Origin of the sequence: Clostridium sp., assembly GCF_021443865.1 — a bacterium.
In the GTDB taxonomy this organism is placed as follows: Bacteria; Bacillota; Clostridia; order Clostridiales; family Clostridiaceae; genus Clostridium.
This window is the reverse complement of sequence record NZ_JABUTB010000003.1, coordinates 89,112-113,821: the sequence shown is the minus strand read 5'-3', so window position 1 is coordinate 113,821 and position 24,710 is coordinate 89,112. Positions and strand designations below refer to the sequence as shown.

General features: G+C 29.6%; 22 protein-coding genes, 1 pseudogene and 1 other annotated feature. Of the genes and pseudogenes, 18 read left to right on the top strand and 5 right to left on the bottom strand.

Annotation, left to right across the window (positions count from 1 at the left end):
* Positions 1 to 6: 6 nt before the first annotated feature.
* Both HUJ77_RS01270 and HUJ77_RS01265 read right to left on the bottom strand, forming a co-directional pair.
* Complete coding sequence (locus HUJ77_RS01270; RefSeq protein WP_291706756.1) at positions 7 to 495, bottom strand: aromatic acid exporter family protein; 489 nt, start codon at positions 493 to 495, stop codon at positions 7 to 9.
* A gap of 46 nt (positions 496 to 541) precedes the next feature.
* Positions 542 to 1,033 carry an FUSC family protein gene (locus HUJ77_RS01265; RefSeq protein ID WP_291706755.1) on the bottom strand — a complete coding sequence of 164 codons (492 nt, stop codon included), beginning with the start codon at positions 1,031 to 1,033 and terminating at the stop codon, positions 542 to 544.
* Positions 1,034 to 1,215: 182 nt separating this feature from the next.
* Between HUJ77_RS01265 and HUJ77_RS01260 the strand changes: the two genes are divergently transcribed.
* From HUJ77_RS01260 to HUJ77_RS01200, 13 genes and pseudogenes are all read left to right on the top strand, one after another.
* Positions 1,216 to 1,557, top strand: a complete 342-nt coding sequence (locus tag HUJ77_RS01260) for an SdpI family protein (RefSeq protein ID WP_291706754.1) — start codon at positions 1,216 to 1,218, stop codon at positions 1,555 to 1,557.
* Positions 1,558 to 1,615: 58 nt separating this feature from the next.
* Positions 1,616 to 1,863 (top strand) — a binding site (T-box leader).
* Positions 1,864 to 1,930: 67 nt separating this feature from the next.
* On the top strand, positions 1,931 to 3,874 hold the full coding sequence (gene metG / locus HUJ77_RS01255; protein WP_291706753.1) for a methionine--tRNA ligase: 1,944 nt from the start codon (positions 1,931 to 1,933) through the stop codon (positions 3,872 to 3,874).
* Between the two features lie 156 nt (positions 3,875 to 4,030).
* Positions 4,031 to 5,620, top strand: a complete 1,590-nt coding sequence (metG, locus tag HUJ77_RS01250; protein WP_291706752.1) for a methionine--tRNA ligase — start codon at positions 4,031 to 4,033, stop codon at positions 5,618 to 5,620.
* A 293-nt stretch (positions 5,621 to 5,913) separates the two neighbouring features.
* Positions 5,914 to 7,515, top strand: coding sequence for a Na/Pi cotransporter family protein (locus HUJ77_RS01245; RefSeq protein ID WP_291706751.1), 1,602 nt, complete (start codon positions 5,914 to 5,916; stop codon positions 7,513 to 7,515).
* Positions 7,516 to 7,711: 196 nt separating this feature from the next.
* Positions 7,712 to 8,497, top strand: a complete 786-nt coding sequence (locus tag HUJ77_RS01240) for a TatD family hydrolase (protein WP_291706750.1) — start codon at positions 7,712 to 7,714, stop codon at positions 8,495 to 8,497.
* Positions 8,498 to 8,738: 241 nt separating this feature from the next.
* Positions 8,739 to 9,791 (top strand): 3D domain-containing protein, encoded by a 1,053-nt coding sequence (locus HUJ77_RS01235; protein ID WP_291706749.1) that lies wholly within the window; start codon positions 8,739 to 8,741, stop codon positions 9,789 to 9,791.
* Positions 9,792 to 9,903: 112 nt separating this feature from the next.
* Complete coding sequence (rnmV, locus tag HUJ77_RS01230) at positions 9,904 to 10,458, top strand: ribonuclease M5 (RefSeq protein ID WP_291706748.1); 555 nt, start codon at positions 9,904 to 9,906, stop codon at positions 10,456 to 10,458.
* Positions 10,458 to 11,309 (top strand): 16S rRNA (adenine(1518)-N(6)/adenine(1519)-N(6))-dimethyltransferase RsmA, encoded by an 852-nt coding sequence (gene rsmA, locus HUJ77_RS01225; RefSeq protein ID WP_291706747.1) that lies wholly within the window; start codon positions 10,458 to 10,460, stop codon positions 11,307 to 11,309. The genes rnmV and rsmA overlap by 1 nt, the downstream gene beginning before the upstream one ends.
* A 122-nt stretch (positions 11,310 to 11,431) precedes the next feature.
* Positions 11,432 to 12,754, top strand: a complete 1,323-nt coding sequence (locus tag HUJ77_RS01220) for a hypothetical protein (RefSeq protein ID WP_291706746.1) — start codon at positions 11,432 to 11,434, stop codon at positions 12,752 to 12,754.
* A gap of 42 nt (positions 12,755 to 12,796) precedes the next feature.
* Positions 12,797 to 13,303 carry a hypothetical protein gene (locus HUJ77_RS01215; protein ID WP_291706745.1) on the top strand — a complete coding sequence of 169 codons (507 nt, stop codon included), beginning with the start codon at positions 12,797 to 12,799 and terminating at the stop codon, positions 13,301 to 13,303.
* A 130-nt stretch (positions 13,304 to 13,433) separates the two neighbouring features.
* Positions 13,434 to 14,267 carry a hypothetical protein gene (locus HUJ77_RS01210; protein WP_291706744.1) on the top strand — a complete coding sequence of 278 codons (834 nt, stop codon included), beginning with the start codon at positions 13,434 to 13,436 and terminating at the stop codon, positions 14,265 to 14,267.
* A 98-nt stretch (positions 14,268 to 14,365) separates the two neighbouring features.
* Positions 14,366 to 15,118 (top strand): annotated as a pseudogene (locus tag HUJ77_RS01205) (Mrp/NBP35 family ATP-binding protein); the annotation flags it as partial.
* Between the two features lie 64 nt (positions 15,119 to 15,182).
* A complete protein-coding gene (locus HUJ77_RS01200; protein WP_291706743.1) occupies positions 15,183 to 15,374 on the top strand; it encodes a ferredoxin in 192 nt (63 codons plus the stop codon).
* A gap of 44 nt (positions 15,375 to 15,418) precedes the next feature.
* Here the strand turns inward: HUJ77_RS01200 and HUJ77_RS01195 are convergent, their stop codons facing one another.
* From HUJ77_RS01195 to HUJ77_RS01185, 3 genes are all read right to left on the bottom strand, one after another.
* On the bottom strand, positions 15,419 to 15,619 hold the full coding sequence (locus HUJ77_RS01195) for a hypothetical protein (RefSeq protein ID WP_291706742.1): 201 nt from the start codon (positions 15,617 to 15,619) through the stop codon (positions 15,419 to 15,421).
* A gap of 70 nt (positions 15,620 to 15,689) precedes the next feature.
* Positions 15,690 to 16,151 carry a PadR family transcriptional regulator gene (locus HUJ77_RS01190; protein ID WP_291706741.1) on the bottom strand — a complete coding sequence of 154 codons (462 nt, stop codon included), beginning with the start codon at positions 16,149 to 16,151 and terminating at the stop codon, positions 15,690 to 15,692.
* A gap of 1 nt (position 16,152) precedes the next feature.
* Entirely contained in the window at positions 16,153 to 16,998 is an 846-nt protein-coding gene (locus HUJ77_RS01185) for a DegV family protein (RefSeq protein ID WP_291706740.1), read from the bottom strand.
* Between the two features lie 289 nt (positions 16,999 to 17,287).
* Here HUJ77_RS01185 and HUJ77_RS01180 point away from each other — a divergent pair, with 289 nt between their 5' ends.
* From HUJ77_RS01180 to nrdG, 5 genes are all read left to right on the top strand, one after another.
* Positions 17,288 to 19,402 carry an anaerobic ribonucleoside triphosphate reductase gene (locus HUJ77_RS01180; protein WP_291706739.1) on the top strand — a complete coding sequence of 705 codons (2,115 nt, stop codon included), beginning with the start codon at positions 17,288 to 17,290 and terminating at the stop codon, positions 19,400 to 19,402.
* Positions 19,403 to 19,700: 298 nt separating this feature from the next.
* Positions 19,701 to 20,864 (top strand): homocitrate synthase, encoded by a 1,164-nt coding sequence (nifV, locus tag HUJ77_RS01175; RefSeq protein WP_291706738.1) that lies wholly within the window; start codon positions 19,701 to 19,703, stop codon positions 20,862 to 20,864.
* Positions 20,865 to 20,882: 18 nt separating this feature from the next.
* Positions 20,883 to 22,805 carry an aconitate hydratase gene (locus HUJ77_RS01170; RefSeq protein ID WP_291706737.1) on the top strand — a complete coding sequence of 641 codons (1,923 nt, stop codon included), beginning with the start codon at positions 20,883 to 20,885 and terminating at the stop codon, positions 22,803 to 22,805.
* A 97-nt stretch (positions 22,806 to 22,902) separates the two neighbouring features.
* Positions 22,903 to 24,165, top strand: coding sequence for a CapA family protein (locus HUJ77_RS01165; RefSeq protein WP_291706736.1), 1,263 nt, complete (start codon positions 22,903 to 22,905; stop codon positions 24,163 to 24,165).
* A gap of 23 nt (positions 24,166 to 24,188) precedes the next feature.
* On the top strand, positions 24,189 to 24,698 hold the full coding sequence (nrdG, locus tag HUJ77_RS01160; RefSeq protein WP_291706735.1) for an anaerobic ribonucleoside-triphosphate reductase activating protein: 510 nt from the start codon (positions 24,189 to 24,191) through the stop codon (positions 24,696 to 24,698).
* Positions 24,699 to 24,710 lie beyond the last annotated feature (12 nt).

Here is a 24,710-nt window from a genome sequence, read left to right as displayed (position 1 = left end):
CCGCTTTTATTTGGGTGGTGATATAAATTTATTAACTATCAAAGCTATAAATATACCAAATAGAGTTTCTATAAGTCTATTAAGAGTATAATAAATTGGATTACCAAATGCATGGACTGTAGTAACTGCTAGAAAAACTATACAAGCTATGTTTATAGCACCATTTTTCTTAATTATATTACATAAGTAAATTACTATAATAATCCCTATTGCAATTGTAAAATAAACTAGGACTTTACTAATGAAATATACAGATATATTGTAAGTAAAGAATCTACATATTAGTAGAAATATGAGTCCAACTACAGCTCCTAAAACTGTTCCCAAGGCTCTGTTTATAGCCATGTTAATAGAATTAGAAACTGTATCTTGAACACAAAAAACAGCTGTTAAACAAGCGAAAAATGGTTCGCTTGGGAAAAATAATAAGCATAGAAACACTGCAATAGCAGTTTTAATTGTTCTAAGTCCAATGCTTGGGAAATTGAAATTCATATTATATCTCCTTATCTTTAGTTATTCTAATTTAATTATTATATCTTTAGTTATTCTCATTAACATTATTCTTCTCTTTTGGAGGATGTATATACTTATTAATTAAGATTGCAACTATTACTCCAAATGCAGTCTCAACAGTTCTATGAACAGCATACATCAAAGGATCATTAGAGCTTTGAATAATTAATATTGCCATTAATGTAATTGATGAAATAGAACTAGCTGAAGGTTTTTTTATTAAGTTGCAAATATAAATATCTAATGAAACTCCTGCAGCAACTATTATAGGTAAAAAGCTATGAAGGTGATTTTCATTAATAATATATAAAAGTATCAGTGATAAAGAACCACCAAGTAAGGTTCCTATAAGTCTATTAAGCCCTGTTTTTAGTGAGTTTTCCACTGTACTTTGAACACAGATTACAGCTGCGATTGCTGCAAAAAGAGAGTTTGGCCAGAATATTAGGCATATTAAAACTGAAAGAGCAGTTTTAATGTTTCTAGAACCTATATGAGGCAAGTCCAACCTTTTCACATTATCAACTCCAATCTTTTTTTTATTTATTATACCATATAAAATATATAGTGATATTTTACAATATTTTATTAATAATATGAAAGATAATTTGAATTGTATTGCCATAATAAAAATATCTAGGATAACATTATAATAATATGATAAATTATATATAATTATAATATAGAAAGAGGTGTATTATGGAATTTTGGATTTACTTATTAATAGGAGAATTAATACCAATAGGTTTATTTATTATAGGGGGACTATATGAATCCAATTCAACAAAATATGAGGAAATGAAATTTGGATATAAAAATCAATATACAATCAAGGACAAGATTTCATGGGAGTATTCCAATAAGCTTGCAGCAAAAATTTTTGGTTCAATAGGAACATTTTTATTTATAGTTAATGCTATATTATTATTTATATTTGGAGAGAATTCTTTTACATTTATATTGTTATTTAGCATGTTTGTGATTATCTTATCTAGAATGATGTTAGATAGACTTATAAAAAAGAAGTTTAATGATAAATGATACTTTAAAAGTAATTGACACTGAAATTAATATAGAATATCATAGTAATAGCAATGATTGAAATGCTATGAAAAGAAGAGTAGTAAAGAAGGAGTGTCTAAAGAGAGCTAGGGTAGGTGAAAGCTAGCGACATAAAGCTTTATGAAGATGGTCTTGGAGCATATTCTCTGAACTAATTAAACTAATTAGATAGGGGAATACGGTGGCAACCGTTATATTGCAAGGTGATAATGAAATCACCTGTTGAGATATTTATTGTAAAATAAATATGAATTAGAGTGGTAACACGTATAATACGTCTCTATATAGGTTTTAATATACCTATATAGGGGCTTTTTTATTAAAGAAAGAACGATTATAGGGAGGAAATAGTATGTGTAAGAAAACATATTATATTACAACACCAATTTATTATCCATCAACTAAACTTCATATTGGTAATACTTATACAACTGTAGCTGCAGATGCTTTAGCTAGATATAAGAGATTAACAGGATATGACGTAATGTTCTTAACAGGAACAGACGAGCATGGTCAAAAGATACAAAGAATTGCCGAAGAAAAGGGAATAACACCTAAAGAGCATGTAGATGAAATAGTAGCAGGAATTAAAGATTTATGGAAGATGATGAATATTAGCTATGATAAGTTCATAAGAACTACTGATGATTATCATATCAAAGCTGTTCAAGATATATTTAAAAAGCTTTATGATAAGGGTGATATATATAAATCTTCTTATGAAGGATTATATTGTACTCCATGTGAATCTTTCTGGACTGAAACTCAATTAGTTAATGGAAACTGTCCAGACTGTGGTAGACCAGTAGAAAAATCAAAGGAAGAAGCTTACTTCTTTAAGATGAGCAATTATGCAGATAGATTAATGGAATATATAGAAACACATCCAGAATTTATTCAACCAGAATCAAGAAAAAATGAAATGGTTAATAACTTCTTAAAACCAGGGTTACAAGATCTTTGTGTTTCAAGAACAAGCTTTAACTGGGGAGTTCCAGTTACTTTTGATGAAGGTCATGTGGTTTATGTTTGGATAGATGCACTTTCAAACTATATAACAGCATTAGGATATGGTAGTGATAATAAGGAACTTTATGACAAATACTGGCCAGCAGATGTTCACTTAATCGGTAAGGATATATTAAGATTCCATACTATTTATTGGCCAATTATGTTGATGGCTTTAGATTTACCATTACCAAAGCAAGTATTCGGACATGGATGGTTACTTGTTGATGGTGGTAAGATGTCTAAATCTAAGGGGAATGTAGTTGATCCAGTAACTCTAGTTGAGAATTTTGGAGTAGATGCAGTTAGATACTATCTATTAAGAGAAATTCCATTTGGAGCAGATGGATTATTTAACAATGAAATCTTTATAAAGAAGATAAATTCTGATCTTTGTAATGATTTAGGAAACTTATTATCTAGAACTGTAGCTATGATAGAAAAATACTTTGATGGAGTTATTCCAAATAACAATGTTAAAGAAGCTATTGATGATGAATTAATTAACTTAGCTTTAGAAACTCCTAAGAAAGTAAATAATGCAATAGATCATTTAAGAATACCAGAAGCTTTAGAATATATATTTGATTTAATAGGAAGAGCTAATAAGTATATTGATGAAACTACACCATGGATATTAGCAAAAGACGAAGAAAAGAAAGAAAGACTTGGAACAGTTTTATATAACTTAGTAGAAAGCTTAAGATTCTCTTCAGTATTATTATCTGCTTTCTTACCAGAAACAAGTAAGAAGATAAATGAGCAAATAAATGCAAGCAATCTAACTTTTGAATCTTTAAACAGCTTTGACGGAACAGTAGTTGGAACTAAGGTTCAAAAAGGAGAAGCACTATTCCCAAGAATAGATGTAGATAAAAAGTTAGCAGAATTAGATGCTTTAAGAGAAGCACAATTAGCAGCTAACAAACCAGAAGAAAAGAAAGAAATAACTCCAATAAAAGAAGAAATAACTATAGAAGATTTCGAAAAAATAGATTTAAGGGTAGTGAAAGTATTAGCTTGTGAACCAATAAAGAAAGCTAAAAAATTACTAAAATTAACTGTAGATTTAAATGGAGAGCAAAGACAAGTGGTATCAGGAATAGCACAATACTACAAACCAGAAGAATTAGTTGGTAAATACGTAGTATTAGTAGCAAACCTAAAACCAGTAACACTAAGAGGTGAACTATCACAAGGAATGATACTAGCAGCATCAACAGATGACGATAGCTTACTAAAAGTAGTAAATCCAGGAGAATTACCAACTGGAAGCGTTGTTAGATAATGCATAATGGGTAATGCATAATGCATAATTTAGGATGGAATTTCTCCTAGTGGAGAAATTCCTAATTCTATATATAAAAAACTCAGCGCAAGCTGAGTTTTCTCATTAATTATCCATTATAAATTATGCATTATTAATTACAAGAAGGGGGTTTTTATGAATATAATAGTTGGGAATGCATGGCCGTATGCTAATGGGCCTTTGCATTTAGGAAGAATAGCAGTATTACTACCTGGGGATATTATTGCAAGATACCATAGGCTTATGGGGGATGAAGTAATATTTATATCAGGGACAGACTGTCATGGTACTCCTGTAACTATGAAGGCGAAAGAAGAGGGGATTACGCCTTTAGAAGCTACAGTTAAATATCATGAAGAATTTAAAAGGTGCTTTAAAAGCCTTGGTTTTTCTTTTGATGTATTTGAGAAAACACATTCAGAATATCATCAGGAAAAGGTTAAAGAATTTATTCTTGATTTATATAATAAAGGTTATATATATGAAAAAGAAATTGAACAAACTTATTGTGAAAGTTGTAATGAGTTTTTATCTGATAGATATGTAGAGGGGAAATGCCCTCATTGTGGGGAGATAGTATCTGAAGATCAATGTGAAAATTGCTCTGAAATAGTAGAAAGTGAAGATTTATTAGATAAAAGGTGTAAGCTTTGTGGTAGTGAAACTATTGAAAAAAGAACAAAGCATTTATTTTTCTATTTATCAAATTTTGAAAATGATGTTAGAAGGCTTTTGATTAGACAAAAGGGATGGAGAGAAAATGCACAAAAAATAGTAAATAGATATTTAGATGAAGGTTTAAGAGATAAGGCTGTAACAAGGGACTTCAATTGGGGAGTAGATGTTCCCATAGCAGGATATGAAGATAAAAAGATATTCGTTTGGATAGAAGCGGTTATGGGATATTTGACAGCTAGTATGAAGGCTTTAGAAGGTAAAGATGAAGAGTGGAGAGAATACTGGGAAGGCGAAGATTCTAGAGTCTATTTCATTCATGGAAAAGATAATATTCCTTTCCACACAGTAATATTTCCGGCGATTTTAGCTGGCCTTGGTATAAAAAATCCTAATTTACGAGTTATATCTAGTGAGTATTTAAAACTAGAAGGAAAGAACTTTTCATCAGTTAGGAATTGGGCAATATGGGTAGATTATATTGTAGAAAATTATGATGCAGATGAATTTAGATACTATTTAGCATTTAATTCTCCAGAAGTGAAGGATACTGATTTTACATGGAGAGATTTTATAAATGTTGTAAATAGGGAATTAGTGAATAATATTGGAGGTTTTGTTAGTAAGGTTCTAAATGATATTGAAAATAAGTATAAAGCTGTTATTCCAAAGGGTGATGTATCTAAAAAGTTTAAAGATGAAATTCTAAATTTATATTTTGATTTAGGTGATTATATCGAAGAAGGTATGTTTAAAGCTTCTCTTTTAGAAATTATATCAATGGTTAAGAAAGTAAATAAAGCATACGAAGTTGGAGAAATAAAAATTTATGAAGCACTACAATTGATAGTAAATCTATCAAATTTATTAGATCCATTTATGCCTAGAACCTGTGAAAAGATTAGAATTGCTTTGGATTTAGATGAAGCTATATGGAGTTATACAGAGAAAAAAGAAGGAAAAATTAAAAAAATAGAGAATTTATTTAGTAAGATAGAAAAAAAGAAAGCTGCGGAAGAACTAAGCAGGTTAAAAGAAAAAAGGTATTAAAAAAAATGAAACCCTAGATTAAATAATTTTGGGGAAAAATTTAATCTAGGGACCATTAGATGGTTTTAGGGGTAAATAATAATGCTTTAACTACTTTACAAGTATTATGATATATCATTATTATGACAGTACTGTGACAAAAAAATAAATAAAATATTAATATAAGTTTATGTTAAGAAAATTTAACATACAATTAATATTTACATTTTAAAACAATCGTTGTATATTAAGTTTGTTAACGAAATGTTAATGTAAAATTAACAAAAAGTATTAATTTAGTAAGGAGAATATTAATGGATAGTTTTTCTATTTTTACAGGTCTTATTGGTGGATTAGGTATGTTCTTATACGGAATGAAGCTAATGGGCGATGGATTAGAGAATGCAGCAGGGGAGAAACTGAAATCTATACTAGAAAGATTAACAAGCAATAAATACATAGGAGTTTTAGTAGGTGCAGCAGTTACAGCTATAATTCAAAGCTCTAGCGCAACTACAGTTATGGTAGTTAGTTTTGTAAGTGCTGGCTTAATGACATTAGCCCAAGCTACTGGAGTAATAATGGGAGCAAATATTGGAACTACAATAACAGCTCAAATGGTATCTTTTGATTTAGATGCAATTGCTCCAATATTTGTTGGTGTAGGTGCTATAATACTACTTGTAGCAAAAAAGAAAAGAGTTAGAGATTTAGCTGGGATAGCTTTAGGTTTTGGTATACTTTTCTTAGGAATGGGAGCAATGTCTACTGCAATGCAACCTATTTCTGAAGCAAGTTGGTTTAGAGATTTCGTAATTGTAGTTGCGGATAATAGTATATTAGGATTGCTTGCAGGACTTGGTATGACAGCTGTAGTTCAAAGCTCATCAGCTACTACAGGTATATTAGTAGCTTTAGCCACTACAGGTGCTATAGACATGCATTTAGCATTCCCTGTAATATTAGGATGTAATATTGGAACTTGTGTTACTGCAATACTTGCTTCTTTAGGAGCAAACAGAACTGCTAAAAAGGCGGCACTAGTTCACTTATTCTTTAATACAATAGGAGCTGTACTTTTCTTCCCATTTATAAATCCTTTTATAAACTTTATACAAGGAACAGATGTAAATGTTGCAAGACAAGTAGCTAATGCTCATACAATATTTAATATAACAGTAACAGTTGTTTTATTACCTCTTTCTGGATACTTAGTTAAGTTAGTAAACTTAATACTTCCTGGTGATGGAGAAATAGAAAAAGAAGGAGCTATATATTTAGATAAAAAGCTTCTAGAAACTCCAGTTGTAGCAAATGGACAAGTATTCAAGGAAACTCTAAGAATGGCTGAAAAAGCTAAGAAAAATGTAGTTTTAGCAATGACAGCATTTACTGAAAATAGTGAAGAAGCTGCTGAGAAGGTATATAAAAACGAAAAAATTATAAATGCACTAGAAAAAGATATAACAGATTATTTAGTGGAATTATCTCAATTGGAATTACCAGAAGAGGACATTAAGATGTTTAGTTCAACATATCATGTTATAAATGATATTGAAAGAATAGGAGATCATGCAGAAAACATTGCAGATTTAGCTATTGAAAAAATGAGTAAGGGCATTCATCTTGGAGATCCAGCAAAAGAAGAGCTTAAGTTAATATTTGATAAGACTATTGAAGCTATAGAGATTTCAATAAAGAGTTATAATAATAGAAATATAAGTGCACCAAAAGAATTAGAAACTGTAGAAGAAGAAATAGATAAATTAGAAAAGAAACTTAGAGAAAATAATATAAAGAGATTACATGATAAGAGCTGTTCAGCAGCATCTAGTGTTGTATTCTTAGATTTAATAAGTAATTTAGAAAGAATAGGTGACCACGCTAATAATATCGGAAATTCAGGAAGAAAGTAATAATATTATTAGAAGACCTATAGCAACTTAAGAATTAAAGTTAAAAACTCCGTAAGGAGTTTTTTTCTTTAGCATAAAAAAGATATATTTATTACTATGAATTTAACTTTATATAGTAATTTAAAGGATTTATGTTTATTATTTTGACTTTTGTACTATAATGATAAATATAATAAAAAAAATGGAGGTATAAAAAGTGGAAAATAAGTATATAATATATGATACGCATGCCCATTATGATGATAACTCCTTTGATGAAGATAGAGAAGAGCTTTTAAAAGAAATTAAGTCAAATGGAGTTGCACTAATATTAAATTGTGCATCAAGTTATGAAAGTATAGATAAAACATATAAGTTAACTATAGACAATGATTTTATTTATGGAGCATTAGGAATTCATCCAGAAAATGCTGATGAATTTAATGATGATGTAGAAAATGAAATAATAGATTTAATAAGTAAAAATAATAAAATACTTGCTATAGGAGAAATAGGTTTAGACTACTATTGGGAAGAGAATCCTTCTAAGGAAGTTCAAAAGGAAGTTTTTAGAAGACAAATGAAATTAGCAGAGAAGTTAAATCTACCAGTTGTAATACATGATAGAGATGCACATGGGGATACCCTAGATATACTTAAGGAGTTCCCGAATGTAAAGGGAATACTTCATTGTTTTTCAGGAAGTGTTGAATTTGCAATGGAATGTATAAAACTTGGTTATTACATAGGAATTGGTGGTGTTGTTACCTTCAAGAATGCTAAAAAAGTTGTTGAGGTAGTAAGTAAAATTCCTATGGAAAAAATACTAGTAGAAACAGATGCACCTTATATGGCACCTGTGCCAAATAGAGGAAAAAGGAATAAATCAGATTATATCGCTTATATAATAGAACAAATTGCTCAAATTAGAGGATTAGACTCAAAAGAGGTTAATTTAATTACAAATGAGAATTTTAAGAGGTTGATAGGAAAAGAGTTATAAAGTAAAATTAATAGATATTACTATATTTTTACAAGATAACCTTTAACTAAAGAAAAGCTGTTATTAATATCTACTTTTGATAAACAACTGTAAAATTGCTATTATTTTATAATTTATATTTAACTATGCACAGTGCTGCATTTTATTAGTACAGTTTTGTTATGCAGGAGGTCAAATTTGACAAAAGCGCCACATTCTATTATAATTCAAAAGACGCTCTTGCCAAAGGGAGGAAGTAGATATGGTAGAAAATATTAAAAAATACCTGAAAAATAACTTTTCTAACGGTCCAAAGGCAAAAATACTGATAGGTTTTTTACTTACATTAGTAATTATATCAGTGACGTTCGTAAGTATGAGAAAGACAATAACGATGAAAATAGACGGCAAAGAAGAAACATTTGTCACATATAAAGGGACTGTTAAAGATGTGTTGGATTCACAAGGGGTTATAGTTAATCCTAAGGATAAAGTTCAACCAGCTTTAAATGGTAATGTATCTGAAGGAGATACAATATCTATTAAAAGAGCTGTTTCAGTAGAATTAACTGTTGGTGATAAGAAAGCCAAAATAGACACAGCAGAAGATACTATTGAAGAGATGCTGGAAGTAGAAAAAGAAGAACTTAAAGAACAAGGCATTGAATTTAATCAGGGGGTAGATGAAATAAGCCCTGCATTGGATACTGAGATTACATCTAATTTACAAATCAATTTAGTTAAAATTGAAATTAAAAAACATCTAGCTTCAGAAGCTATTAATTTTGATGTTGTTGTAGAAGAAGACTCTAATCTCGATTCTGGCTTTGAAGAAGTTAAACAAGAAGGAGCAGCAGGAGAAAAGGAAGTTCTTTATGAAGTTGTATATAAAAATGGAAAAGAATTTTCAAAAACTGTTAAAAGCTCAAAAGTAGTAGCAGAACCAGTGAATAAAATTGTTGCACAAGGAACTAGAAGAACATTTGCAAGTAGAAATGGGCAACTATTAGATTATAAGAGTGTTTTATATGTAGAATCTACAGCTTATAGTGGTGGCGGGGTTACAGCAACAGGAACTGTACCTGTAAGAGATCCAAATGGAATTAGTACTATAGCAGTAGATCCAAGAGTTATCCCACTAGGATCACTAGTATATGTAGAGGGATATGGTAAAGCAATAGCGTCAGACACTGGTGGAGCTATAAAAGGCAATATTATTGATGTATATGTTAATTCTAATGAAGAAGCAATTAACAACTGGGGAAGAAAATATAATGTTCCTGTTTATATTTTAGCTTATCCAGGAGAATGGTAGAATAAATGGATGCTCTTAAAGGGCATCCTTTTATTTTTCAATATAATTTGACATAATAGATATATAGGGATAAATTATTAGATAGGTATATTGGAGAAAGGAAGTTAATATTTTGATAAAGGAAGTTATTGTAGTTGAGGGCAGAGATGATATTACAGCGGTTAAACAAGCAGTAGATGCGGAAGTTATAGCTGTAGGAGGCTTTGGAATTAATGCTAAAGTTATAGATAGAATAAGAGAAGCTCAGAAAAGAAAAGGTGTAATAGTATTAACTGATCCGGATTTTGCAGGAGAAAAAATAAGAAACATAATATCAAAAAGAGTTAAGGGAATAAAACATGCCTATATTGCACAAGAGGACGGAATTAAAGGCGATGATATTGGAGTTGAAAATGCATCTCCAGAAGTAATAATTGAGGCTTTAAATAGAGCAAAAGCATCAGAAGAGGTAATTGAAGAAATATTTACTTCAGAAGATATGTTTTATTTTAAATTAACAGGAGATATTAATTCTAAAAAGAGAAGACTAATGCTAGGAAAAGAACTTGGAATTGGATATGGAAATGCTAATCAAATGTTAATTAGATTAAATAAATATGCTATAAGTAAAGAAGAATTTATTACGGCAATAGAAAAAATAGAAAAAAATCTAGGAGTGGTTAAGTAGTGGATATTAAAGATGTAAAGACTGCTGAATTAGTTAAGAAGTATAACTTTAAATTTTCAAAGAGTTTAGGACAGAATTTCTTAGTAGATGATTCAGTACCAAGAGATATAGTTTCAGGTGCTGAGGTGGATGAAAATGATTTAGTTATAGAAATAGGACCTGGTGTTGGTACATTAACAGTTCAATTATTAAATAAAGCAAAGAAAGTGGTTGCTATAGAATTAGATAATGATTTAATTCCTATATTAACTCAAGAAATAGGAGATAATCCTAAATTTACATTAATACATAAAGATGCTTTAAAGGTTGATTTTAATGAGATTATAGGCGAAGAAAAAAGTGTAAAGCTAGTAGCTAATTTACCTTACTATGTAACAACACCAATTATAGTTAAGTTATTAAAAGAAAATTATAATTTCAAATCATTAACTATAATGATTCAAAAGGAAGTTGCTGAAAGAATGAATGCAGAACCAGGAAATAAAGATTATGGTTCATTATCTTTATTGGTTCAATATTATTGTAATACTAGTATAGTAAGAAGAGTACCACCACAATGCTTTATACCTAGACCTAAGGTTGATTCTATTGTAATTAGGTTAGATAGATTGGAAGAACCAAAGGTAAAAGTGGAAAATGAAAAATTATTTTTTGAAATAATAAGAAGTTCATTTAATATGAGAAGAAAAACTCTATGGAATGGAGTTAAAAATATTGGGTTATCTAAAGAAAATTTAGAATTAGCTTTTAAAGAAGCGTATGTTGATCCAAAGAGAAGGGGAGAAACCTTAACTATAGATGAATTTGCTATATTATCTGATAAAATTAATAAATACCTTAAATTAAAATAGTTAATTAGCTCGTGAGAAATTTGGAGTAAAATACAAAAATCTCACGAGTTTTATTTTTAACATATTTAGATATGAGTAGCATATAATGTATTGAATTAATGTAAAATGGAGGTTCTAAAGGTTTGTCACAATTAAATAAGTTGTATAGAAATTTTATTATTTTACAAGAGGATGAAAGAGGCTACTCTAATTCAAACGACAAAACCTTATCAGGATATTCAAAGATAGAGGCAAAGGGAGATTCTTGCAAGATTTCTTTTTATGCTCAAAATCTAAGAAGGGATGAAGAAGAATATTGTATTTTAGCTATATGCAATAAGAAGGATATGAAGAAAATATTGAATTTAGGTAAAATATCAGTATCAGATGGTGGTAAGGCAGAAATAAGTAAGGAATATCCATTAGACAATATAGCAGGGCTTGGAATATCTTATGATAAGATTTCAGGAGCTGCTATAGGAAAAGAAAAAAATGGTATACCAATAATAGTTATGTGTGGTTTTATTAATGGAGAACAACCTAATGATAATTGGAAAAATTATAAGATGATAGATTGTAGCCATAATAAGAGCAAGAATAAAATGGAGTATATCAAGAAGGAAGACAAAAAGAAGAAAAACAAACATAGAGGAGAAGAAGAAAATGACTCTATAGGTGCTTTAGAAGAAGAAAAAATAGAAGTTGAAAGAGTAGAAAAAGAAATAGAAATAGAAGTAGAAGTAAAAACAGAAGATGTTAGAAATGAAGAAGATATAGAAGAAATAATTGAAGAAACAGAAGTAGTATCTGAAGAAGTTGTTAGAGAAAAAATAGAAATTAATGAGACAGATACTAGAAGTAATGAAAAATTAAATGAAGAAGTAGAGGATAAAAATAATCCATTTGAAAAACCAAATTATAGCCAAAATCCTTTTGATAGAAATTTAGATGGAAGCTTATATGGAATTGAAGATTTAAATAGAGGATATTTAAAGAATAAATTCGATGAATATGAGGAAAAGTTAGAAGAAGAAAACAGCGAATTTAAAATTAGAGGTAGTGTTGGTGAATATTTTGAAAGTATAGCTAGTGGATTTGAAAACTGTAGAAATAAATATGATGAAATTAAATTCTGTAAGTGGTATAAAGTACCTGTTAATGATTTGCATGAAATGTGCAATATGTCTAACTACAATAGATATGCAGTAGCATATTATCCAATGCTAAATTATTATCCTTATATAAGAAAGCATAAATATTTTATGCTTGGATATAAATGTGATGAAGAAGGCAATTTAAGATATATTGTATATGGAATTCCTGGAGAAAAGAATAAGGATGAACAACCATATGAAGGAAAGACTGGATTTGTAACTTGGGTTTCTGATGAATCTAGAAATGGAATGGGATGTTGGTTAATGTTCTATGATTTTAAAAATTCAACAGTTGTTGTGCCTATGAAGTAGGTACAAATAAAATGTACTTATACATCCTAATGAGTATATTAAATGAATAAAAAGGTCTACACCATCATCCTAATGGTAGTTCTTATGGTAGTTATAGCTTTAATGAAAAACTTATTCGTAAGGAATATAGAAGAAATTGCAATATCAAATAATAATATTCAGAGTTTTAACAAGAATATATTGAGAGAGGGAAAATATAGTTTTTCATTGCCAAGTGGATGGGATATAGATGATTTAAACAATAAAAAAGATGATATCATTGCTACCTTCAATAATAAGGAAGATATATATGGAAGTATATCCATTGTAAATAGTGATATAGATACTGTTTATAAGAATATAAAAGGAAATATAGTTATCAATAAAAATGTTAAAGACCTTTATAATTGGAGGTTTATAGCTGAAAATAACGGAAAAGATATTAGTAATTACTATATTAGAGATTACTCAGAAGGAAAAGTTCTTATAATTAAATTTTCTTATAGGGAAGGTAAAGAAAAAGAAAGTATAAAAGTGGTTTTTGAATATATAGCTAAGAGTTTTATATAAAGACCAATAAGATTTGCTATTAAAGAGTTAAAGTATTATAATTTAGTTATAGTTAGGAGAAGTAAATACTTCTCCTAATTAATTATAATGAATTGTAGGGATAACCTTTATATAGAGGGGAAGGATGTTATTGAAGAAAACAACAAAATATTTAATAACTGCAATAATGGTTATATTATCAATTAATTTATCAGCATGTGGAGTTGTAGATAATATAAAAAATGGTTTTAAAAATAAGAATAATTATTTTGACAATGTTGCACAAGTAGATCAAATAAGTATTCAAAGCGTTAGAGACAAATCCTTTAAATTTCTTGTAACAGATGAAAAGGCTATAGAAAGTATGTATAATCTTTTATCTAATGCTAAGATTAGTGAAGCAAAATCAGACTTACAACCAGATTACATATTTGAAATTAAATTAGGTGATGAAATAAAGAAGTATAATTACGTAGTTGGAGCCTATGAAGGAAACTTTTATAATGATGAAACTAGTTTTACTGTTTCAAAAAGACTTGATGAAGGAATTCTTCAAAATTTATCAATAATAAGAAAGCCAAGAGATTTCGAATACATATATTATCAACCAATTTTAGATGTTATTAATAAATTAAGTGGAACTTTAGACTATAGGGATAGAAAAGTTGGAATAGATATTAGGGATGATGTAGATTGTTTAAAATATATATTTTCTACTGATTTAGAAAACTTTTTAAAAAAGGCTGAAAAAACAGCACCTAATATTGGACTTATAGAGAATACTTCAAGTGATTTTGACGTTATAGTAAGGATAAAAAATAGAGGACATAGCACAACAGAATATAAAAGTAATATAACAGTAGAAGATAAAAAGGGGAATATTGAATATTACTATTATGTAGTTGGCACAAATCAATATAAAGAATGGAATATTAATATCTATGAGGAAGATGAACTTCCTAGAGATGTAGAAAAAAACTGGTAGGAGGTGTTATTATGTCAGATTTTTCAAATGGAGCTAGTGAAGAAAAACCAAAGAAGGTTTTAAACTTTGAACAAAAACCACCAAAATTAAGACCTAAATATGGCATGATAAAAAATGTTGTAGGAGTAATAAGTGGTAAAGGTGGAGTAGGTAAATCTACAGTTACAGGAATACTTGCAAGTACATTAAGAAAAAAAGGTTATAAAGTAGGGGTATTAGATGCAGATATTACAGGTCCATCTATGCCTAGATTTTTCGGAATAAATGGTAAAAGAGCACGTATAGAACCCATAGATGAAAATAACTTTAAATATTATCCAGTAGAATCAAAGGGTGGAGTAAAAGTTCTATCTATGAACTTATTAATACCTAATGAAGAGGATCCTGTAGTATGGAGAGGACCTATGGTAAGTAGCGTATTAACTCAATTATATACAGATACTGTTTGGGAAGAATTAGATTACTTATTAATTGATATGCCACCTGGAACTTCGGATATAACTTTAACTGTTATGCAAAGTTTCCCTATTAAAGAACTTGTAATAGTATCAACACCACAAGATATGGTATCTATGATAGTTAAAAAGGTTATAGAAATGGCTAAGCAAATGAAGTTAGATATAAGAGGTGTTGTAGAAAATATGTCTTATATAAATTGCCCAGGTTGCGACACTAAGATAAAGGTATTTAGTAAAAAGTCAGCAGATGAACATGCTGAATATTTAGGAGTGCCACTACTTGGAGAATTACCTATTAATGTTGACTTAACAGAAGCCTTAGAAGAAGGAAATGCAGAAGAATATGTAATTAACAATGATTTATATTCTTTAATTTTTGAAGGTTTATATTAATACACATAAAATTAAAACTCATGGGAACAATAATACTGAAGTATTTATGAAAGAAGGGAAAATCATGAAGGCTCATGTAGATAAAGATACATGTATTGGATGTGGATTATGTCCAACAATATGTGAAGCTGTATTTGAAATGGATGATGACGGAAAGGCTGTTGCTGCACACCCTGATGTTCCTAGTGAGAATCAAGATGAAGCTAAGGATGCAGAGGCAAGTTGCCCAGTAAGTGCAATTAGCGTATCAGAATAAAAAGATGCTTAACAAGCATCTTTTTATTTTTTTATTAATAAATTTTAAAAGAAATCTACTAACTTGTCTTGAATTATTTTAGGTCTGTTACTTGGAGAACTACTATTAACATTTGAATTAATATTAATGGTATCTCCTATATTTAAATAGTTTGATACTTGATTTAAAGGAACTTTAACTATAGTATCATCTTCTAATTCAACAAAAGCCTCGAAGAAATTATAATCAATTACTCTACCTTTCAAAAAATAACACCACCTATAAGTTTAATAGTGTTATTCTTCTCATAATATAAGCATTTTATACAAGCAATACTTACTTATATAAATCCTTATAAATTATTTTAAAGACCTTTAAGGATTCTTCGATTTTTTGTTTTAAAAGTTTCTTTCTTATTTCATATTCTTTGATTCCCTTAGGGGTTAAGGAATAAATTTTTTGGAATTTTTTCTTAGGATCGTCCCAGTGTCCAATAATATATTCTTCCTTTTCAAGCTTCTTTAATAATGGATATATTCCACCAGTACTTGGCACCCAAAGACCATTTGTTCTTTCGCCTATTTTAGTAGCTATATCATTTCCGTTGGATGGACCAACGCTAAGTATATGAAAAACATATATAGGTAATAAACCTTTCGTAAATACTTGCCCAACAGACTCTTTTTCTTTTTGGATTTTTTTCAGCTCAGCAAGTTTTTGTTGATATTCTTGCTGAAGCCTTTTTTCTTCTTCTTTTATATCTTCTATGCTACTTAAATGAAGATTAAAATCCTTCATATTAATCTACCTTTTGAATTGCTAGACCAAGCAAACCAGGTCCTCCATGAACTCCTAAAGCAGGACTGATTTGTGAAATATCAATACTTACTATATTATCTAAATCTTTTAATGTATTTAAGAACATTTTAGCTTCTTCTAAAACTCCAGCATGGAGAACCCAAACATTACAAGGACCTTGAGCAAGTGAATCCTTTAATAAACCAGTAAGTTTAGTCATAGATTGTTTTCTACCTCTAGCCTTACAAACGGTATAGTAAATTCCATTTTCATCAACAGTTACAATAGGTTTTAAGTTTAACATATCACCTATAGTTCCAGCTACTCTTCCAATACGTCCGCCCTTTTTTAAGTATTCTAATGTACTAACGGTGAAATATCCAGTAATATTATTTCTTATTGTTGGAATAGCAGCCACTATTTCTTCGAAGGTTTTTCCAGAGTTAATTAAATTAGCTACTTCCATTGCAACTATACCTTCAGGCATAGCTAAAATTTTTGTATCAAAAACATAAGATGTTAATTTAGGATGATCCTCTAAGGCTAATCTTATTGAATTAAAGGTTCCAGATAACCCACTAGATATAGTTATAGCAATAACGTGAGTATATCCATCATTTTCTAACGAAATAAGAATTTCTTCTAAATCCTCTGCACTAGGAAGAGAAGTCTTAGGAATTTCCGTTTCTAAATTCTTATATATTTCATCTGCAGATATTTCTACTTTATCCTTATATTCTCCATGAGAGTATGAAACTCTAAGTGGAAGTAAATTAATATTTTTCTCTTTAATTGTTTCCAGAGATAAGTCGCATGCACTATCAACTATTAATGCTATTTTTTGCATAAAATCCTCCTATAAAAACATAAAATTTATACTTTAATTATATCACAATCAATAACTATATCAATACTGATATAGTTGGTATGTTATCAATACTGATATAGTTTAGTAGAAAGAATTATAATTTTGTCAAAAGCTAAATACTTGTAAAAAAGGTTAATTTAGAAATATATACCATAAGGCTTCTATATAGCTACTGAATACTAAGTTTTTATCAATTGAAAAGAATATTTATACGTAATATAATTAAAACTAAGAACATACAATATATTGTGTTAGGGAGGTATGAGAGATGCTATATGTAGTAAAGAGGGATGGCAGGGAAGTTCCTTTTGATTCTGTTAAAATAGCAAATGCCCTTAAAAAGGCTGGGGATGAAACTGGAGAGAAACTAAAGGAAAGTGAAATTTTAAGTATAGTACAAAAAGCAATAAGTTATATTGAAAAAGAAAAAAATGTAAATATTACTGTTGAAGAAATTCAAAATATAGTTGAAAGAGCTTTAGTAGATATGGGGTATGAAAATATTAAAGCAGTTTACTCTAGCTATAGAAGAGAAAGAACTCACATTAGAGAAATAAAATCTGATTTAATGAATGCCATTAAGAAAATAGGTGTAGAGACAGATAGGGATAATGCTAATGTGGGAAATAACTTTAGTTCAAAATTATTAAGAATAGCATCTGAATCAAATAAATGGCACAATTTATCTATGATGCCAAAGGAATTAGCAAAAGCCCATGAAAATGGGGATTTATATTTTCATGATTTAGATAGCTATAATTTAACTATAAATTGTCTTCATATACCAACAAAAGAAGTTCTTGAAAAAGGATTTAATACTGGATATGGAACAATTAAAAAACCAAGAAGAATTGAAACTGCTGCAGAGCTTTCTTGCATATTGCTACAATCTTCTCAAAATGATATGTTTGGAGGTCAATCACATCCTGATTTTGATAATGATTTGTCCATATTTATTGAACCAACTAGAAAGGAAATAAAGGATGAACTTATTGAGTTAGGAATTAATAATGAAAGAATTGAAGCTATAACAGAAAAGAGACTTAGGGAAAGAGTACATCAAGCTATGCAAGGGATAGTTTATAATTTAAATACAATGCATTCAAGAGCTGGCTCTCAAGTTCCTTTTAGTTCTATTAATTTAGGAATTCCTAATTCAGATGATGCTGCATTGATTTGCGAAGTATTTTTAAAGGAATATGAGAAAGGCTTAGGAAAAGGAGAACAACCTATTTTCCCAAATATAATTTTCAGAGTTAAAGAAGGAGTAAATAGAGAACCAGAAGATAAATATCATTATCTATATCAGTTAGCTTGTGAAGTGGCTGCTAAAAGGATGAATCCTACATTTATGAATATAGATGCAGATTTTAATAAGGAATACTATGATGCAGGTTATATGCCAGCAACTATGGGATGTAGAACTTATTTAATGAAAAATGTTAATGGTGAACCAGGTTGTAAAGGTAGAGGTAATATTGCACCTGTAACAATAAATTTACCTAGAATAGGAATGCAGGCAAAGGGTAATGTAGAAGAATTCTTTCAAATATTAGATAAAAGATTAGAGTTAGCTAAGGAATCACTATTACATAGATATAGTGTTTTAAAGAACCTTAGAGTTAAAGATTTACCTTTTGTGGCTGGGCAAGGATTACTAAAGGGATCTGAAGGGCTATCTCAAGAGGATTCTATCGAACCTATACTAAAGCAAGGTACATGGGGAATAGGATTTATAGGACTTGCAGAAACTTTAGTTGCTCTAACAGGGAATCATCATGGTGAAACTATAGAAGCCAGAGAATTAGGAACAAAAATAGTTAGTTATATTAGAAGCTTTATAGATAGAACAACTGAAGAAACAAAGTTAAATTGGAGCTGTTATGCTACTCCAGCAGAAGGACTTTCAGGAAAATTTATAAAACAAGATAAAAAAATATTTGGAGTAATAAAGGGTGTTACAGATAAAGATTACTATACAAATAGTTTTCATATACCTGTAAAATATCCAATATCTATAAAGGATAAAATAGATATAGAAGCACCTTATCATAAGCTTTGCAATGCTGGACATATAAGTTATATAGAAGTAGATGATACACCTTCTGGGGAAAATATAATGGATATATTAAATTATGCATATAAGAACACAAATATAAGCTATTTAGGAATTAATTTTCACATAAGATATTGTAAGAATTGTGGAGAATATTTAAATAGCAATGAAAGAAAGTGTTGTAAGTGTGGAAGTGAAGATATTCAAGGTATATCAAGAGTTACTGGTTATTTAAGTTTAGATGAAAGATTTGGACCAGGTAAGTATGAAGAAAGAGCAGATAGAATATCTCATTCTAGTAAAAGAAATAATTATAATGTATTTTAATGCATAAATATAAGAAGTGAGAATACTTGCAAGAAGGAATTCTCACTTCTTATATTTTTAAAGCTGCAAGATTTTTTGTTTTTATTGCAAAAAAGTAAGAAAAAAGTTAAAAATAAATTGTTTTAATAGGTAAAAGTGAAATAATTATATTAAAACTTGCAATTTTTATATAAATCAAGGGTATTTCCCTTGTTTGAAATCAGTATATATGATAAAATAATTATTAATAATTTTTAGAAAAAACTGAATTTTCAGTTGGGGCAATGGCTAAAAAATTAAATCAAAGGGGGGAAATTTTATGTCAGTGAAAAATATAAAAAATGGCAAAGAAGTCTTTATAGTAGACACGACATTAAGGGATGGAGAGCAAACAGCAGGAGTAGTTTTTGCAAATGATGAAAAAATTGCAATAGCTACTATGTTAAGTGAGATGGGCGTAGATCAACTTGAAGTTGGTATACCTACTATGGGTGGAGATGAAAAGGAAGCCATTAAGAAAATTGCAAAGAAGAATTTAAAATCAAGTATTATGGCATGGAATAGAGCTGTAATTAAAGATATAGAAGAGTCTATAGATTGTGGAGTAGATGCAGTAGCTATATCTATTTCTGTTTCGGATATTCATATTAAGCATAAACTTAAGACTTCTAGAGAATGGGTATTAGAAAATATGGTGAAGTCTGTAGAGTTTGCTAAGAAAAATGGATTATATGTTTCTGTAAACGGTGAAGATGCTTCAAGAGCAGATAGAGAATTCTTAGTTGAATTTATAGAAGAAGCCAAAAAGGCAGGAGCAGATAGATTTAGATATTGTGATACAGTTGGAATAATGGAGCCATTTAAAATATGTGAGGATATAAAATATCTATATGAAAAGACTAGATTTGATATAGAAATGCATACTCATGATGATTTTGGAATGGCAACAGCAAATGCAGTATCAGGTATTCGTGGAGGAGCATCTCATGTAGGAGTTACTGTTAATGGACTTGGAGAAAGAGCCGGTAATGCTGCTTTGGAAGAGGTTTTAATGTCCCTTATGTTCCTATATGGCTACAAAGGAAATATAGATACGACTATGTTTAGAGAAGTATCAGAATATGTATCAAGAGCTTCAGGAAGAATGCTTCCATCATGGAAGGCAATAGTTGGTGATAATATGTTTGCACATGAATCAGGAATTCATGCAGATGGAGCAATTAAAAATCCAAAGAATTATGAAGCCTTTGACCCAGGAGTAGTTGGACTTGAAAGACAAATAGTAATAGGAAAACATTCTGGTAAAGCTGGGATTGTTAATAAGTTTAAAGAATATGGTATAGAGCTAGATGATAATTCAGCTCAAGGAATCCTTGAAATAGTAAGGGCAACTTCTGTAAGATTAAAGAGAAGTTTATTTGATAAGGAATTAGTACAGATATATAAGGAATACTTAAAATTAAAAGAAGAAAGTGCAAATTAAGGAAGGGGGCAATAAATAATGGGGGACAACTTAGTATATAAAATATTAAAAAGTCATCTAGTTGAAGGTACAGTTGAAACTGGAAAAGAAATAGGTATAAAAATAGATAGAACATTAACTCAAGATTCTACAGGCACTATGGCTTATTTACAATTAGAGGCTATTGGAATAGATAAAGTTAAAACTAAAAAATCTGTAGCATTTATAGACCATAATATGCTACAACAAGGTTTTGAAAATGCTGATGACCATAAATTTATACAAACTATAGCATCAAAATATGGAGTTTATTTTTCTAAGCCTGGTAATGGAATTTGCCATCAAGTTTTCTTAGAAAGATTTTCAGTTCCAGGAGATACCCTTATAGGTTCAGATAGCCATACACCAACAGCAGGTGGAGTAGGTATGCTTGCAATGGGAGCAGGTGGACTAGATGTTGCATTAGCTATGGCAGGTGGAGCTTATTATATAAGTACACCAATGGTATGTAAAATCAATTTAATTGGAAAGCTACAACCTATGGTAGCAGCTAAAGATATAATTTTAGAGGTTTTAAGAAGACGAACAGTTAAGGGTGGAGTTTCTAGAGTTTTTGAATATGCAGGAGAAGGTGTTAAAACTCTATCTGTACCTCAAAGGGCAACTATAACTAACATGGGAGCAGAGCTTGGGGCTACTACTTCAATATTCCCAAGTGATGAAAAAACATTAGAATATTTTAAAGCCCAAGGAAGAGAAGAGGATTGGATTGAATTTAAGCCTGATGAAGATGCTATTTATGATGAAGAGATAACTATAGATTTAAATGAACTTAAACCTTTGGCAGCTAAACCACATAGTCCAGATAATGTTGAAGAAATAGAGAGCATTGGCAAAATAAAAATCGATCAAGTAGCCATAGGAAGTTGTACAAATTCTTCTTATGAAGACTTAATGAAGGTTGCAAAAATATTAAAGGGAAAGAAAGTTCATGAGGATGTAAGTTTAGTTATAGCACCTGGTTCAAGACAAGTTATGGAGATGTTAGCAAGAAATGGTGCTTTAGCTGATATAATAAGTGCAGGAGCAAGAATATTAGAAAATTCATGTGGTCCATGTATAGGTATGGGACAAGCACCGGGAACAAAAGGAGTATCATTAAGAACCTTTAATAGAAATTTCTATGGAAGAAGTGGTACTTTAAATGCTAAGGTATACTTAGTAAGTCCAGAAACAGCAGCAGTTTCTGCTATAAATGGAGTATTAACAGATCCTAGGGAAATCGATATAGATATTTCAGTAGAAATGCCTGAGGAATTCCTGATAGATGATTCAATGATAATTAAACCAGCAGAGAATGGAGAAGATGTAGAGGTAGTAAGAGGACCTAATATAAAACCATTCCCAGTAAATAGTGCACTAGGAGATATTTTAGTTGGGAAAGTTTTAATTAAGGTAGAAGATAATATTACTACAGATCATATTATGCCTTCAAATTCTAAGTTATTGCCATTTAGATCTAATATACCTTATTTATCTGAATACTGTTTTAATACAGTTGATAAAGAGTTTCCTAAGCGTGCAAAAGAAAATAATGGTGGAATAATAGTAGCAGGAAATAATTATGGACAAGGGTCTAGTAGAGAACATGCAGCTCTTGTACCATTATATTTAGGTGTTAGAGCAGTAATAGCTAAATCTTTTGCAAGGATTCATAAAGCAAATCTTATTAATAATGGAATAATACCAATGGAGTTTGAATCAGAGGTAGATTATAATAAAGTAGGACCTTTAGATGACCTTGTAATAACAGATATTCAATCTGCTTTAGTTACTGGAAAAGCTATAGTAAAAAATATGGCTAATGAAAGTTTCTTTAGTGTTTATATTAATTTAACTGAAAAAGAAATAGAAGTAATAAAAGCAGGTGGAAGATTAAACTATGTTAAGATAAAAGGATAAAGTTTATATAAGTAGCACACAAAATCATTATTTTGTGTGCTATTATTATTTTGCGGTTTGGGATATAATTGAAACAAAGGATATATTAGGAGGAAAAATGAAGAGAAAAATAATACTTAGTTTATTTGTAATTATTTGTATGGTACTAATTGTAGGATTATTTTACATACCTAAATTAGAAACATTAAATAGACAATTAAATAATAATAAGATTGAAGCACCAGAAAAAGAAGTGGAACCTATAGTAGAAGAAAAAGAAAAGATAAAGACTATAGAAATAGCAGCTACTGGAGATATTTTAATCCATAAGGAAATATTAGAAACTCAATATGATGTAGAAAGTGATAGCTATGATTTTAAAAATACACTTCAATATGTAAAAGAGTATTTAAGCAATGTTGATTTAACCATATCTAATTTAGAAGGTACTTTATCAGGTATAGAAAACTATGGCTTTTCAGGATATCCTAGCTTTAATGCACCTGATGAATTAGCAGATGCAATGAAGTGGTCAGGAATAGATGTAGTTAATAACATGAATAATCATTCTTTAGATAGAGATATTAGAGGCTTTTATAGAACTAGAGAAACTTTAGAAAATAAGGGGTTTGACATAATAGGGACAAGGTCAAGTGCTGATAATAATAAATATATAATAAAGGATGTAAAAGGGATAAAGTTAGGGGTTATATCCTATAGCTATACTATGACTAGTGAAGGGGGAGCTAGGGGATTAAATGGAACTCCAATTTCAAGTGAAATCTATCAATTAATGAATACTTTTAGAGAAGATTCTTTAGAAGAAGATTTTCAAAATATGAAAGAAGAAATAGATAAGATGAAAGCAAATGGAGCTGAAGTTATAATATTTTATATGCACTGGGGAGATGAATATGAGCTAGAGCCTAATGAAACTCAAATAGAAATAGCTAAATTCTTAGCTAATAATGGAGTTGATATAATTTTTGCAACTCACCCTCATTCATTACAGCCAATAGATGTTATTAAATCAGAAGATGGTCTTCACGAAACTTCAGTTATCTATTCTATGGGGAATTTTTTATCTAGTCAAAGAACTGAAAGAATAGAGAATCCTTATACAGAAGATGGGGTAATTGTTTTTGTTAAAATTAATAAAAATGAAGACACAGGGGAAATAAAAGTAGAATATCCAACGTATTTACCAACATGGGTTAATTGGTATGGAAAGGATGGAAAACTATTTTATGAAGTAGTACCAGCAACTATTAATGATGCTTCATATTTAACAGAAGAGGGAAAAATAAGAGTAACAGAATCTTTAAATAGAAGTAGGAGTATTATTGAGTCATATAGTGATAAAATAAAAATAAGAGATTAAATTTAGAAGAGGGGATGTAATAATTGAAGGATACCATTAGATTAGCAGGAATAGCATATGAAAGTTTAGTTAATGGACCTGGAATTAGGAGAGTATTCTTTTCACAAGGCTGTAATCATAACTGTAAGGGGTGCTTTAATCCAGAAACTCATGATTTTTCAGGGGGAGAAGAGAAAAATATAAATGAACTTATAGAAGATGTTTATAATAATCCTATGATTAAGGGGATAACTTTTAGTGGTGGGGATCCCTTTGAAAGAGCTGAAGAATTTGCTTATATGGCTAAAGCTTTTAAGAAAAAGAAGTTAAATATTTGGAGTTATACAGGATATACCTTTGAACATATACTTGATAATTTAGAAAAAAGAAGTGGCTGGAAGGATTTAATATATAACTTGGATGTATTAGTTGATGGCAGATTTGAAGAAGAAAATGCTATTGAAGGTTTAAAATTTAGAGGCTCAACTAATCAAAGAATAATTGATGTTCAAGAAAGCTTAAGAACTGGTAACATAATTATCTTAAATTATTAAACTTGCTTTTTT

Excerpts from the sequence above, each read along its gene's own strand:
- HUJ77_RS01260 (WP_291706754.1), top strand. The coding sequence starts at position 1,216 with ATGGAATTTTGGATTTACTTATTAATAGGAGAATTAATACCAATAGGT.
- HUJ77_RS01165 (WP_291706736.1), top strand. The coding sequence starts at position 22,903 with ATGAAGAGAAAAATAATACTTAGTTTATTTGTAATTATTTGTATGGTA.
- HUJ77_RS01185 (WP_291706740.1), bottom strand. The coding sequence starts at position 16,998 with ATGCAAAAAATAGCATTAATAGTTGATAGTGCATGCGACTTATCTCTG.
- HUJ77_RS01215 (WP_291706745.1), top strand. The coding sequence starts at position 12,797 with ATGAATAAAAAGGTCTACACCATCATCCTAATGGTAGTTCTTATGGTA.
- HUJ77_RS01245 (WP_291706751.1), top strand. The coding sequence starts at position 5,914 with ATGGATAGTTTTTCTATTTTTACAGGTCTTATTGGTGGATTAGGTATG.
- HUJ77_RS01190 (WP_291706741.1), bottom strand. The coding sequence starts at position 16,151 with ATGAAGGATTTTAATCTTCATTTAAGTAGCATAGAAGATATAAAAGAA.
- HUJ77_RS01270 (WP_291706756.1), bottom strand. The coding sequence starts at position 495 with ATGAATTTCAATTTCCCAAGCATTGGACTTAGAACAATTAAAACTGCT.
- metG (WP_291706753.1), top strand. The coding sequence starts at position 1,931 with ATGTGTAAGAAAACATATTATATTACAACACCAATTTATTATCCATCA.
- metG (WP_291706752.1), top strand. The coding sequence starts at position 4,031 with ATGAATATAATAGTTGGGAATGCATGGCCGTATGCTAATGGGCCTTTG.
- HUJ77_RS01180 (WP_291706739.1), top strand. The coding sequence starts at position 17,288 with ATGCTATATGTAGTAAAGAGGGATGGCAGGGAAGTTCCTTTTGATTCT.
- HUJ77_RS01235 (WP_291706749.1), top strand. The coding sequence starts at position 8,739 with ATGGTAGAAAATATTAAAAAATACCTGAAAAATAACTTTTCTAACGGT.
- HUJ77_RS01170 (WP_291706737.1), top strand. The coding sequence starts at position 20,883 with ATGGGGGACAACTTAGTATATAAAATATTAAAAAGTCATCTAGTTGAA.
- HUJ77_RS01200 (WP_291706743.1), top strand. The coding sequence starts at position 15,183 with ATGAAGGCTCATGTAGATAAAGATACATGTATTGGATGTGGATTATGT.
- nifV (WP_291706738.1), top strand. The coding sequence starts at position 19,701 with ATGTCAGTGAAAAATATAAAAAATGGCAAAGAAGTCTTTATAGTAGAC.